Genomic DNA, 13,911 nt, shown 5'->3' with positions numbered 1-13,911 from the left:
AATCTCGTTACTAAAGAAAACTTTTATTATTATATTTGCACCAATCTAAAACAAACCCTGATGAAATACAACCGGATCCTGTTAAAGCTAAGCGGTGAGGCCCTTATGGGCGAGAGGCAATATGGTATAGACCCGCAACGTCTTGCAGAATATGCCCAGGAAATAAAACTGATACATGATAAAGGTGTACAAATTGCAATTGTTATAGGCGGTGGCAACATCTTTAGGGGTTTAGCCGGAGCCAGTAATGGTATGGACAGGGTTCAGGGAGATTATATGGGTATGCTTGCCACTGTTATAAACGGCATGGCACTACAAGGCGCCCTGGAAGATGCAGGAATGCAGACCCGCCTGCAAACTGCCCTTGAAATTAAAGCTATTGCAGAGCCTTACATAAAAAGAAAAGCGGTACGCCACCTTGAAAAAGGCCGTATTGTAATATTTGGTGCCGGTACCGGTAACCCATACTTTACTACAGATACTGCTGCAGTACTTAGGGGTGTAGAGGTAGAAGCCGATGTTATACTTAAAGGCACCCGTGTAGACGGTATTTATACCGCCGACCCGGAGAAAGACCTTACAGCCACTAAATATGACACGCTTACCTTTGAAGATGTGCTTAAAAAAGGGCTTAATGTAATGGATACCACTGCGTTTACCCTAAGCCAGGAAAATGCATTGCCTATTATTGTTTTTGATATGAATAAACCCGGCAACCTTGTTAAGGTATGCGACGGCGAACTTGTAGGAACTACTGTAAACGTTTAATTTTTTACTATAAAAAGAACAGAATTAAAACACGCTATGGAAGAGATTGATTTTATTTTAGATAGTACTAAAGAGCTAATGGAAGGATCGTTAGCCCACCTTGAAAAAGAATTCCTGAACATACGTGCCGGTAAGGCAAGCCCTGCTATGCTGGGTGGTGTTAAGGTAGATTACTATGGGTCGGCAACACCGCTATCTCAGGTGGCAAACATAAATGTGCCCGATGCACGTACCATTACCGTTACACCATGGGAAAAGAACATGCTGCACCCTATAGAAAAGGCCATTATGATAGCTAACTTAGGCTTTAACCCTATGAACAATGGCGATAACATTATTATTAATGTTCCTGCACTTACAGAGGAGAGAAGGCGCGACCTTGCAAAACAGGCAAAGGTTGAGGCCGAAGATGCCAAGATAGGTATACGCAGTGCCCGTAAGGAAGCTAATACGGATATTAAGAAACTTGAAAAAGACGGACTCTCTGAAGATGTGTGTAAAGGCGCCGAAGAAGAGGTTCAGGATCTTACCAATGCTTACATTAAAAAAGTAGATGAGCTGCTTGCCCTTAAGGAAGCAGAGATCATGAAAGTATAAATTGAAAGTCCGCCCATGAGGCGGATTTTTTTTTGGTTGCTAATTTGCTGTCAGATGGATACTATTTCTAAAAAGAATAAAATACTGCTTGCCCTTGCCGGCCTAATATTTATAGTTAACTGTGTTGTTTTAGTATTTGCATACGGCAGCATTCCCAATAACATTGTTGTTCATAGCTACAACGGAGGTGATGACAGTTATGGAGACAAAAGTTCTTTATGGTGGCTGGTTACGCTAAATGCCGTTTTACTTATGGTTATAACGGTTACAGTAGCTAATTGCCAAAAATGGATGCGACCAACACCTGAAATGACTCCTAAAGAGAGAGCAGAATCTATTGATAACGCGAGACTGATTCTTGCAATAGTAGCCATTAAAATATCGATAGTATTTTCGATAATACTATTTAAATAATCAGCTGTTTTGTATCTGTAAAAGTGCGGCAATTTAAGCATCATAAATTTTCAGAAAAGTCGTTATCTTTACATTATTAATACCACCGCCATGGATATAGCTTTAACCAAACTCGAATTATTAGACTGGGTGATGCACATTAGCAATAAAGCTACTTTTGAAAAACTGCTTGCATTAAAGGAAGAAACTACAGAAGATGAAGTTATCGTTGCCTATTCATCGTTAGGGAAACCCCTTAATGTTAATGAGTATAAAGCTCATATTAATGAAGGGATAAAAGACATTAGAGAAGGAAATTTCATAACAGATGACGAACTTCGTGATGAAATGAAATCCTGGTAATTATTGAAGATAAATAGCACCGTTATATAGTCCGTCTTAAAGACGGATTTTTTTTGCACCATAAAATAGTTTAAAACCCGTTATCTTTGCAGTGGCATTTCGTTACTTAAATAAACAGGAACTTACATACTTTCTATTTTAAAGAAGAACCCCAGCATACTTCATGAAAATCCTTACGTTTTTGCTTTTATTATTTACTCTTACCGCTGGGGCACAAACTGCCATTACGGTTACCGTAAAAGATGCTGAAAACAACAGTGCATTGCCTTTTGCTACGGTAATTGCACATAACAAAAACTTTATAGCCGATGTTGATGGAAAAGTAATAGTAACCGATCCCGGAAATAGCTTTACAGTAACATATACAGGTTATAAACAGCAAAAGGTAAGTGTTACCACTTCACGTAAATTTTACACCATTAAGCTCACCCCCTTACCGGAAGTTTTAAAGGAAGTTGTTATTAATGCCACTAATCCTGCCAACGAACTTATGGGCAGGGCTATAAGGCGAAAGTTGCTGACCGACCCGCAACGCAAACTGGAAAGCTTTAAATACAAAACTTACGACAGGCTTGTGGTTACTGCAAACCCCGATTCTATAAGCGGAAAGCTGGACTCTGTTTTTGCTTATGAAAAGCTGGGAAAACGTTTCCAAAAGCTGGATTCTACTATTTTTAAGTTTAAGAAAATTATAGACCGCCAGCATTTATACCAAACTGAGAAGGTATCAGAGTTTAAATTTAACCGCAACCAGGGACTTAAAGAAGAAGTACTTGCCACACGAATGGCAGGCTTTAAGCAACCATTGTACGAATTTATAGGGCTTAATTTACAGTCGTACTCTGTTTATACGGACAAGATAGAGATTTTTGAAACTAAATATGCAGGCCCATTAGCAGATGACGCATTGCTCGAATACAATTTTAAAATTCTTGATACGGTAACCATAGATAACCGCAGCGCCTTTATGATATACTTTAGCCATAAACGCCGTGAAAAATATAAACTTAATGGAGTTCTTTATATAGACAAGCTAAATTATGGTGTTGCTAAGGCAATATTCAGGGTTAAGAATGTAATGGACATAACATCTACCCATTTTTTTACATATAACGAAGAACAGCATTTGTGGTTTCCTGACCGTAAAACGCTTAAAATTGTAAAGGGCAACAACAAACAGGATATTAAAATTCTTGGCGAAACTATTAAGTTTGATGCCATAGACAGCAAGGACCATAAGCGGGAAAAAGAGCCATCGGATTATGTGTACCTTTACTCTGAATCGGATAATTTTGATAAAGAGTTTAATATTCCGCTTACCATAAGAAGATCTTCTGTAGCGATCGAAATTAAAGACGACGCCATAAACAGACCCGAAGAATACTGGAACCGCTTTAGGCCGGACACTCTTGATTCCCGAAGCCTGACTACTTACTCTACTCTTGATAGCCTTGTGGCAAAAGACAACTGGGAACAGCGTATTATACTGGGCAGGCGCATTATTAACGGCTATATACCTGTAGGACCCATAGACCTCGATATACGATCTATAGTAAAATACAATAACTATGAAGGTTTTAGGTTGGGTATTGGCGGAATTACTAACGATAAGTTTGCCGAAACCTTCAGGATAAGCACTTATGGAGCATACGGTACTAAAGACGGGCAGTTTAAATACAACCTGGGCGTAGCAGTACGTGTAGGTAAATTTTCTAACTCATGGATAGGCGGTTCTTATACAGATGACATCCAGGAGATAGGCAGCACCTCTTTTGCTACAGACAAACGTGTGTTTAAAATTTACGACCCACGACCCATAAATATTTCTACCTTTTATAATTACCAGAGGTGGCAGGGCTTTATAGAAACGCGCATACTGCCCAAAACCGAAAGTATGTGGCAGCTTAGCCGTAGCAGGATAGACCCTAAGTTTCTTTATTTGTATAATCCTGATGGAAATCCGTTTACGGTGTTTAACCTCACTACAGCATCTGTAGCCATACAATGGAACCCCTTTAGCGATTTTATGCAGACCCCACAGGGACGTATAGAGATAGAAAAAAGATTCCCTAAGTTTGCTTTTCAATACACCCAGGCCGTATCGGGTATATTTGGCAGCGATTTTAATTTTGGCAAGCTGGACTTCAGGGCAGAGTTTGAACAGAAGTACCTTAACGGGCAAAAAACTACTGCATTATTACAAACGGGGCTTGCCATAGGCGATACACCCTTAACCCATTTATACAGTACATCGCCCAATAACCTTGACAGAGAGGGTGTACTGGCGCGTATAACCATTGCCGGTAAAAACAGTTTTGAAACCATGTATTTTAATGAATTCTTTTCGAGCCGCTACATGATGGTACAACTTAAGCATGGGCTAACACGTTTTACGGTTTTCAGGAGTATAAAGCTTTCCCCTATGCTGGTTACCCGCTTTGCATGGGGTGCTATGGATAATAACCGTGACCATATAGGGCTGCAATATAAAACACTCGAAAAAGGGTACTATGAAAGTGGTGTAGAGTTTAACGAAATCTTCCACGGCCTTGGGTTATCTACTTTTTACAGGTATGGCCCTTACCACCTGCCGCAATTCGACAGGAATATATCTGTAAAACTATCCTTTGTTTTCAATTTGTTTTAGATGAAAAAGTACCGAAATATTTAATTTAAAAAAATGCCCTGCCTAAAATAAGACAGGGCATTTTTTTAAATAGCAGGCACTACGCTGATAATTTGCAGCACCTGTAATACCTGCTCCATCAGGAAAATTGGTTCTCCATGTATCAAAATCCTTACCTGCAACATAAATACCATTATTGTACTCAGCAACATTATCCTCATCAGTATCTATTGAAATTACCGGTAATGAAACCTGTTTTGCGAATTTAGTGCAACAAAATAATTTTGGGTTATTGTCCTGCTGGCCATTGAGCCGGCTTTAATTACTTTTGCCCTAAACCAACGGATTGTAAAAACAAAGGAACGGTAATCCTACAAACGACTCTAAAAAATACTTAATGCAGTATTTACTGGCTTTACAACAAATTTGCAATTATAGACCTCTATACTATTATATCTATAAAAAAAGACTTTTAATATAACAAACCCATATTACATCTTTACGCTTTTTAGTACATTTGCAGGCATTTGCGTTTACGGTTTAATCCCGTTTAGAGCATAACCCTGTAATAAGATAGACAAACAAAGATTTAAATCTTTTAAAAAATGAAGCACACAAAAATTAAAGACCTGTTAAACAGCACAAAGCCAATTGACAATGTAACCGTAAAAGGATGGGTAAGAACGTTTAGGAATAATCAGTTCTTAGCTATAAATGACGGGTCTGTAATTCATAATATACAGGCAGTGGTAGATTTTGAAAACACATCGCCCGAAACGCTTAAAAGGCTTACAACAAGTGCTGCTGTATTAGTAACCGGTAATCTTGCCGAAAGCCAGGGCGCAGGACAAAAATTTGAAATACAGGTAAAACACCTTGAAATACTGGGTGATAGCGATGCCGAAAAATACCCAATACAACTGCGCAACAAACCAAGCCTCGAATTTTTAAGGGAGCAGGCTCACCTGCGAGTGCGTACTAATGCTTTTGGCGCTATCATGAGGGTACGTTCTGTATTATCTTTTGCCATACACCAGTACTTTCAGGAAAAAGGCTTTGTATATGTAAACACTCCTATTATTACAGGCAGCGATGCCGAAGGTGCGGGAGAAATGTTTCATGTAACATCATTCCCTGTAAATGATGCCCCAAAAAATGACGATGGCAGCGTAAACTACAAAGAAGACTTTTTTGGTAAAGAGACTAACCTAACAGTGTCTGGCCAGCTTGAGGCAGAAACTTATGCTATGGCTCTTGGACAGGTATACACTTTTGGCCCTACGTTTCGTGCAGAGAACAGTAACACAAGCCGCCACCTTGCCGAGTTCTGGATGGTAGAGCCGGAGGTTGCCTTTAATAACCTGGACGATAACATGGACCTTGCCGAAGATTTTATACAGTATGTTATTAAATATGCTCTTGATAAATGCCCGGACGACCTTGCGTTTTTAAACCAGCGTCTTACAGATGAGGAGAAAACCAAACCTGCTGCCGAGCGTAGCGAAATGAGCCTGCTGGAAAAGCTAAACTTTGTTTTAGAAAACAACTTTAAGCGTGTAAGCTATACAGAGGCTATAGATATACTAAAAAGCAGTAAGCCTAACAAGAATAAAAAATTCAATTATATTATAGAAGAATGGGGTGCCGACCTGCAAAGTGAGCACGAGCGATTCTTAGTTGAAAAGCACTTTAAATGCCCGGTAATTTTATACGATTACCCTGCAAAAATTAAGGCCTTTTACATGAGGCTTAACGATGATGCCCCTCAGGACAGGCAAACCGTTAGAGCTATGGATATACTTTTCCCCGGTATTGGAGAAATTGTAGGTGGCTCGCAACGTGAGGAACGCCTTGACATCCTTCAGCAAAAAATTGCCGATTTGGGTATTGATGAAAAAGAGTTATGGTGGTACCTTGATACCCGCCGTTTTGGTACAGCCGTACACAGCGGTTTTGGCCTTGGCTTTGAGCGCCTTGTACTTTTTGTAACCGGTATGACAAACATTCGTGACGTAATCCCTTTCCCAAGGACTCCACAAAACGCAGAGTTTTAATATATTTGCTAACATCCTTTAGGCAATATAGTATTTCAATGTTTTATGCAGAGAGATATTATAATGCCTTTTTTTTATAGTTTTAAAGCATTAGGACAATACCGCTAAATATCATTTTGCTATCTTAAAATTCAAAAATTAAATCTATAATGAAAAAGCAGGTTTACAGTTTAATGATTTTAAGAGGGGTAGCAGCCCTTGCCGTTGTATTATCTCATTTTGGAAGGATGTTTACAAATGACCCGAAATTTGGTGATCTATTTGCTTTTTTTCGGGATTACGGGCGTTATGGTGTCCAAATGTTTTTTGTGATATCCGGTTTTGTAATCCCTTTAAGTTTAGACCAGGCACATTACAAACTAACCAGTTACGCAGCTTTTTTAAAAAAACGCGCTTACAGGCTACATCCTCCTTACATAGCCGCTTTAATCCTTACACTTGTATTAAGTTATCTCTCTTATAAAGCTACAGGACAAGTATATGAAGAAAACGCCATATCAATAACCAAGAGCTTTTTTTACTTACATTTTCCTAAAAGTAATCCTGTTTTCTGGACTCTTGGGGTAGAGGTTATATATTATCTGTTCATTGGATTATTTTTTCCGGTATTTAAAAAATATCCAGCACTGGCAGCAATAGTTATATTGCCACTTTTAATTGTACTTTCTCAAACTACATTGGTGGGTTATGTAAAATTTTTTAATTACACCTTGTATTTTTTAGTTGGCATTTTTGGGTACTTTATATATAGTAAACAAAAATTACTATTTAATGCTGTAGGCTTGGCGGCTTCTTTAACAGCTTTATTTTATTTTAAAGAACTGCCTTCTGCATTTATAGCATTATTAACAATTCTGTTTATATTTTTTTACAAATATAAAGTACCGAAGCCTTTAAATTTTTTAGGAGAAATATCCTATTCAGTGTATCTGATACATTTTGTTTTCGGGATAAAATTAATCAATCTTTTAGCAAGATATATTAGCCCGTCCTATTGCTGGGCACTGCTTATAGCGGCTATACTATTTGTTTATGCCGTTAGTTATGTATTTTATTTATTAATAGAAATTCCGTCAGCCAATCTTTCTAATAAAGTAAAATATAAAAAAAGTGTTGAAACAGTAATAGACAGACAAACTTTATAAAACTATAGCTTAAATACAAGAAGGCTTTACAATTAAATTTGTAAGGCCTTCTTGTATCAAGTTGTATTTTATTCTTAAAAATTATTCGCAAACCATTCGTATAAAAATCTGCCATTATCAAAAAGTGTACCCTGATTTTTATTTCTATTAATTTTATCTAAAAAGCATTAATAAGTATGCTGGTTTTTTTGTAATTTTATACTGTACAAAATCACCGTTTTTATTATGCTCAAGCAAAATTTACAATTAAAATTATCTCAAAAACTATCTCCGCAGCAAATACAGCTGATGAAGCTGATACAGTTGCCTACGCAGGCCTTTGAGCAGCGCCTTAAAGAAGAGATGGTAGAAAACCCTGCGCTGGAAACCGGCAAGGAAGAAGATGAGTTTGAACGTGATGAGTTTGACAACACCACAAACGATGAAAGCTATGACGACTATGATGATTATGAAGGCGAACGTATAGAAGCCGATGAGATTAATATAGACGAATACCTTAGCGATGATGAAACTCCCGGCTACAAGCTACAAGCTAATAATTATAGCGATGATGACGAAGACCGTAGTATGCCATTTGCGGCATCTGTAAGTTTTCATCAAAGCCTTACCGACCAGTTAAATACTTTTATCCTTACAGATGATGAGAGGGATATTGCCGAATTTTTAGTAGGCAGTATTGATGACATGGGATACATACGCCGCAGTATTCCTGATATTGTAGATGACCTTGCTTTTACCCAGGGTATTTATACCGATGAAAATACTGTAGAACATATACTGCATATTATCCATCAGCTTGAACCGGCCGGTGTAGGCGCACGCGACCTTCAGGAATGCTTGTTACTACAGCTTAAATTTAAAACTCCTACACAGTCTACAGAGTTGGCTATTAATATACTCGAAGACCAGTTTGATGCTTTTACCAAAAAGCATTACGACAAGCTTTTGCAAAAATATGACATTACAAACGACCAGCTTCGTAGTGCCATTGACGAAATTGAACACCTTAACCCTAAACCGGGCGGTGCTTATGACAGCAACTCTAAAGACGTAGAGCATGTAGTGCCAGATTTTGCCATAAAAATTGTAGACGGAGAACTGGAACTTAGCCTTAATGGCCGTAATGCGCCGGAACTGCATGTTAGCAAAGACTATCAGGAAATGCTGCAAAGCTATAAAGACAGCCGCGATAAAAGTGCCCAGCAAAAAGATGCCGTGCAGTTTATTAAGCAAAAGCTTGATTCGGCAAAATGGTTTATAGATGCCATTCGCCAGCGCCAGGAAACGCTTTTTGTTACCATGAACGCCATAATGCACTATCAGGAAGAGTATTTTCTCGACGGTGATGAAGGCAGGCTTAAACCCATGATACTTAAAGATATTGCAGACCTTGTGGGGTTAGATATTTCTACCGTATCGCGTGTGGCAAACAGTAAATATGTAGAAACACCTTATGGCACCAAGCTCATTAAGGAGTTTTTCTCTGAAGCCATGAAAAACGACCAGGGCGAAGATGTATCTACTATTGAGATAAAAAAAATCCTGCAAAATGTTATAGGCGAAGAAGACAAACGTAAACCTTTACCGGATGATAAACTTGCCGATATACTTAAAGAGAAAGGCTACCCTATTGCCAGGCGAACTATTGCAAAATACCGCGAGCAGCTTGATATTCCTGTAGCCAGGATGAGGAAGAAGATATAAATGCAAAAGTTTTTACAGTCGTTCAGTTACATTTTTCACCCGTTATTTATACCGGCTTATGTTACTGTATTTTACTTTTTTATAGCTCATAACTTTTTTTACCAAAACGAAATTTACCTCGTTTTTGTGCAGGTGCTTATTCTTACAGTACTGTTACCAATATCTTTATATTATTTACTAAGGTCGTTAGGGCTTATAAAGTCTAAAATAATGCTGAGTAAAAAAGAGCGCAGGCTGCCCTTAGCTTTTTATGCCCTGTTGCTTTTCATGCTCATAAAGCACAGCTTTTCCACCTTTATGATACCGGAGCTGTCTAATTACTTTACCGGCTTACTTATAAGTACGTTACTTGCATTAACACTGGTACTGTTTAACCATAAAGCAAGCCTGCACATGATGGCAATAGCGTCGTTTTTTATCTTCGCAGTAAGCATATCAGTTTATTACCACATACAACTTATAAGCACAGTAGCATTTTTAACAGTATGCATGGGCTCTGTAGCATCGTCACGCATTCAGGCTAAGGCACATACCTTAAAAGAGTTAGCATCAGGAACTTTAATTGGTATAGTACCCCAAATTGGGTTGTGGTATTTTTGGTTATTGCCTTCGTTGTAATACCATTTATGAATATATATTAGCCCAATTTTTTCTGCCATTTATTTCACGCAAAGTCGCCAAGACGCAAAGCTATATACTAAATTAAGTTTCGATACAGCTTTGCGTCTTGGCGACTTTGCGTGACAAATTATTTAGACTGGATTATATTAATAATGGTACAAATAATGCAGTAGCATATTTTACTAAACTATATGTTCTGACTGTTTTTAAAGTATATAAAAAACAAGCCCAACCTTTATAGCATGCATGGTTAGTTTATCGCCATTAATTGTTACAGCATTATTGTATAATGGCGTAAGGCCATAGTAAGCATAAAAATTCCAAGTGTTCCACCCTACAGATAAGTACGTGCCATAAACCAGTTTGTTAAGATTAGCATCATTAGTAACTTTTGCAGTAGCACCCTGAAATTCGTACTGGGCTTTATCATAAAACAGATAGCTGGCCTTAAAGCCAAGGTAAACCCGCCAAAATTTATGGCTTATGGAGTCAGAATTTCGCCACCTTAACTCTAACGGAACTTCCAGATAATGCAGCACAAGTTTATTCCTGTCATATTTATCGCTGGATAGTGGCGTATACGTATTTACACCACCTGCCTGCTGCACTGCAAGGCTGTGTTTAATATTGTTGTATGAATACCCGAAGCCTAAAGCAACAGAGTGGTTACGGCGTTTATTAACAGGCATATCTCTTAAAAAACCGGTGCTTAAACCCGTAGAGAATGAATATTGATTATATCCCGGGGGCGTTGCCTGGATAAGGTTATAGGTTATAGTTGCATAAAACTGATCTTCGCGGTATTTGGGGTCGGCCACAGGAGCAAGGCTGTCGGTCTCTACAGGTTTCATTTCCTCCTGGGTTTGAGACCAAAGCGGCAAGGCAAATAAGAATAAAAACAGTAGTTTTAAAAACCGCATAGCAATAGTTATAATTTACAGAATTACAAAGATGCAAAAGTTTAGCAACACTTTTTATATAAACAAGCGGTTATGTTTAGCCTAAAATACATTTAAATTAGGATGCCTGCAAACCGACCAATACTCTAATATCAGCTTTATATTTTTTTTCATTGTTTCATAATCATTTTCCTTTTTAAAGAAACCCTGTATTGTCATTTGGGTATATGCCGTATTTACATCATGCTGGTTTGCCGATGTAGAGTAAAATATATATGGAATACTTTTTTTGCGAAGCTCCGGCACATCATCAATTTTTTTCTTGAAATCAAGCCCATTCATTCTGGGAAGGTTAACATCTGAAAAGATAACAAAAGGCGAATCGGTAGTATTACATAAATAATCAAAGGTCTGATCCGTATTTTCATGCCATATTATAAGGTTTTTATAACCCAATTCTCTTACAATGGTTTCAAAAATATGTTTATCATCCTCATCGTCTTCAATTATAATAATCGGCCCTGTTTTAGACATAATTTTTAACATTTAGATATTCTTTCAAATGTAAAAACATACTGACAATTTAAAACTTAAAATTATGCTAAATAGTTATTATTAAGATAGTTTAAAATCATTCTTACAACGAGGGTTCATCCTTTCCCTTAACCGAAATACGCGTTTTAGGCAGGCAATCGGGATAGTTTTGCTGTATAAATGTGATGAGCTTTTCGCGGATGAATACGCGCAGATCCCACGAAGTGGGAGAGTTTTTAGAGCTCATAAGCGCCCTTATCTCCATACCTGTCTCGGTAGCATTAGTAACCTGCAGCACATTTACATTACCATCCCAAAGCGGGGTCGACTTTAATAACCGCGTAAGTTCTTCACGAAGCGCATCTACCGGAAGGCCAAAATCGGTATAAATAAATACGGTACCCAAAATTTCAGAGGTGGTCCTTGTCCAGTTCTGGAAAGGTTTTTCTATAAAATAAGTGGTAGGCAATACCATGCGGCGCTTATCCCAAATGCGCACCACTACATAGGTAAGGTTAATTTCTTCTATCCAGCCCCACTCGCCCTCTACAATTACAACATCGTCTAACCGTATAGGCTGCGTTATAGCTATTTGTATACCGGCCACCAGCGTACCCAGCATTTTTTGGGCCGAAAAGCCCAGTATAATACCGGCAATACCGGCAGAGGTAAGAAAACTGATGCCTATAGCACGAATACCATCAAAGCTCATTAAAGCCACACCTATGGCAAAAACAATAAGCAGGAATATTACCACCCGTTCTAAAATAGTAAACTGGGTAAAAACACGGCGGGCATTAAGGTTATCATCGGCAGTAATATCATACTTGCGCATAAGACCCGATTTAAAAGACCGCAGTATTACAATGCAGCTCCACGTTACGGCAAAAATGAGCAGGAGTGTGCACACATGACCTATTATAAGCATTAAGCTCCCTTCAAAAACATCATTTAGCAGGCCTATGCGCAATACAAGTGCTATAATTATGAGCAACAGCGGGATTTTAATACGGTTTGCAAAATTTATGGGAAGCAGGTTTTTAGGATCCTTCCCAATACGCTTCAGTACAAAAAACACTATACTGAATGTGAGTACCAGGCCCAGGAACCCAAATACCAGGAACTGCAAAAACCGGCTGTCTGTATGGAAGTTATTCATAGAAAAGCATTAACCCTTAAAATTAAATAATCTGTTTCTTAAAGGGTACGGATTATAGATATCATTAACATTTTACACGTAAAACATTACCTAAATTAAAATAACACTACTCTTAAAGTTTTGCAAATTCCAAATTCATTACAGTTTCACGCTCAACATTTGTACTATAAAAACACTTACAATGAGCGCATTAAAATTCTTTATAACAACTATAGTGTTAGTATTATTTATCTCAAATTGTAATGCGCAGTTAAGCCCTCCAGGGCTTGGCACTACACAATCAGCTTTTTGGGGAGCGGTAGGTGTGCGGCAAAAACTGGACGCAAAAAACACATCGGTCACTTATGTAGGCATCGGGAGGATAAGCGATCCTGAAGGAGACGCCAATCCGTTTAAAAAGCAGTCTATAATTGTGTTAAACCAGGAGTTTTACCATAAACTAAATACCCACTGGCAATACAGCTATGCACTAAGCTACAGGAGCCAGAACCAGTACAGCAGCAAAGAACCTTATGAAGCAGAATCCCCTACTACCCACCAGGAATTCAGGGGTTATGGCAGGCTAAGCTATACTGCAAAAATAGGATCGGTTAAATGGAAAAGTACTTTTAGGGAAGAAATCAGGAAGTTTTACACTCCCGATTTCGAAACGGTAGAAGACGACTTCCAACTGCGATCACGATTTAAAACACAGGCTACCATTCCGTTAGACGTTTATTCGGAAAGCAGCCTTGTAGGTAGTGCCGAAGCTTTATTCTCTATAAGCAACGATGATACTGAGGGCTGGAGTGATTTTGAATATAAGGAAAGCCGTTTTTGCCTTTACTACAGCTATTCACCAGATTCTATACCGGTAACTTTTGATATTGGCTATATGAACGACCTTATAGGCCATGGACACCATATAAAGGATGCTAATTATTTAGCTTTTGATATTGTGCTGGAAAATGTTTTTTGACAAAACCCATTTTCGTGTAACTCTGCCAAAACAAAAAACCATCAGAAAAGCATTACTACTTCCCCAATGGTTCACATATAAAGCCTCGAC

13 protein-coding genes are annotated in these 13,911 nt (G+C 38.3%); 10 read left to right on the top strand and 3 right to left on the bottom strand.

What is annotated here, in order from left to right:
- The first annotated feature begins 60 nt into the window (after positions 1-60).
- From pyrH to F565_RS0111360, 9 genes are all read left to right on the top strand, one after another.
- Positions 61-768 carry a UMP kinase gene (gene pyrH, locus F565_RS0111405; protein WP_020213360.1) on the top strand — a complete coding sequence of 236 codons (708 nt, stop codon included), beginning with the start codon at positions 61-63 and terminating at the stop codon, positions 766-768.
- 36 nt (positions 769-804) lie between these two features.
- The gene (gene frr / locus F565_RS0111400; RefSeq protein ID WP_020213359.1) at positions 805-1,365 is read left to right on the top strand and encodes a ribosome recycling factor; all 561 of its coding nucleotides are present in this window, start codon (positions 805-807) and stop codon (positions 1,363-1,365) included.
- Between the two features lie 54 nt (positions 1,366-1,419).
- Complete coding sequence (locus tag F565_RS0111395) at positions 1,420-1,779, top strand: DUF1648 domain-containing protein (protein WP_020213358.1); 360 nt, start codon at positions 1,420-1,422, stop codon at positions 1,777-1,779.
- Positions 1,780-1,869: 90 nt separating this feature from the next.
- Positions 1,870-2,121 (top strand): hypothetical protein, encoded by a 252-nt coding sequence (locus F565_RS0111390; RefSeq protein ID WP_020213357.1) that lies wholly within the window; start codon positions 1,870-1,872, stop codon positions 2,119-2,121.
- Positions 2,122-2,284: 163 nt separating this feature from the next.
- Entirely contained in the window at positions 2,285-4,768 is a 2,484-nt protein-coding gene (locus tag F565_RS0111385) for a DUF5686 family protein (protein ID WP_020213356.1), read from the top strand.
- Between the two features lie 584 nt (positions 4,769-5,352).
- Positions 5,353-6,801 (top strand): asparagine--tRNA ligase, encoded by a 1,449-nt coding sequence (gene asnS, locus F565_RS0111375; protein WP_020213354.1) that lies wholly within the window; start codon positions 5,353-5,355, stop codon positions 6,799-6,801.
- Positions 6,802-6,950: 149 nt separating this feature from the next.
- Entirely contained in the window at positions 6,951-7,946 is a 996-nt protein-coding gene (locus F565_RS0111370; RefSeq protein ID WP_020213353.1) for an acyltransferase family protein, read from the top strand.
- Between the two features lie 225 nt (positions 7,947-8,171).
- Positions 8,172-9,650, top strand: a complete 1,479-nt coding sequence (rpoN, locus tag F565_RS0111365; RefSeq protein WP_020213352.1) for an RNA polymerase factor sigma-54 — start codon at positions 8,172-8,174, stop codon at positions 9,648-9,650.
- Positions 9,651-10,268, top strand: a complete 618-nt coding sequence (locus tag F565_RS0111360; protein ID WP_020213351.1) for a hypothetical protein — start codon at positions 9,651-9,653, stop codon at positions 10,266-10,268.
- A gap of 209 nt (positions 10,269-10,477) precedes the next feature.
- Here the strand turns inward: F565_RS0111360 and F565_RS0111355 are convergent, their stop codons facing one another.
- From F565_RS0111355 to F565_RS0111345, 3 genes are all read right to left on the bottom strand, one after another.
- Entirely contained in the window at positions 10,478-11,122 is a 645-nt protein-coding gene (locus F565_RS0111355) for a porin family protein (RefSeq protein ID WP_169336022.1), read from the bottom strand.
- Positions 11,123-11,272: 150 nt separating this feature from the next.
- Positions 11,273-11,704, bottom strand: coding sequence for a response regulator (locus F565_RS0111350; RefSeq protein ID WP_035642168.1), 432 nt, complete (start codon positions 11,702-11,704; stop codon positions 11,273-11,275).
- Between the two features lie 103 nt (positions 11,705-11,807).
- A complete protein-coding gene (locus F565_RS0111345; protein WP_020213348.1) occupies positions 11,808-12,863 on the bottom strand; it encodes a mechanosensitive ion channel family protein in 1,056 nt (351 codons plus the stop codon).
- Between the two features lie 181 nt (positions 12,864-13,044).
- On the opposite strand from F565_RS0111345, the gene F565_RS21525 reads away from it, so the two are divergent.
- Entirely contained in the window at positions 13,045-13,821 is a 777-nt protein-coding gene (locus F565_RS21525; RefSeq protein ID WP_020213347.1) for a DUF2490 domain-containing protein, read from the top strand.
- The last annotated feature ends 90 nt before the right edge of the window (positions 13,822-13,911 follow it).

Origin of the sequence: Flavobacterium rivuli WB 3.3-2 = DSM 21788 (assembly GCF_000378485.1) — a bacterium.
GTDB lineage: Bacteria > Bacteroidota > Bacteroidia > Flavobacteriales > Flavobacteriaceae > Flavobacterium > Flavobacterium rivuli.
Note: the sequence above shows the minus strand (reverse complement) of the source record. Positions and strands in the feature narration are given on the sequence as shown.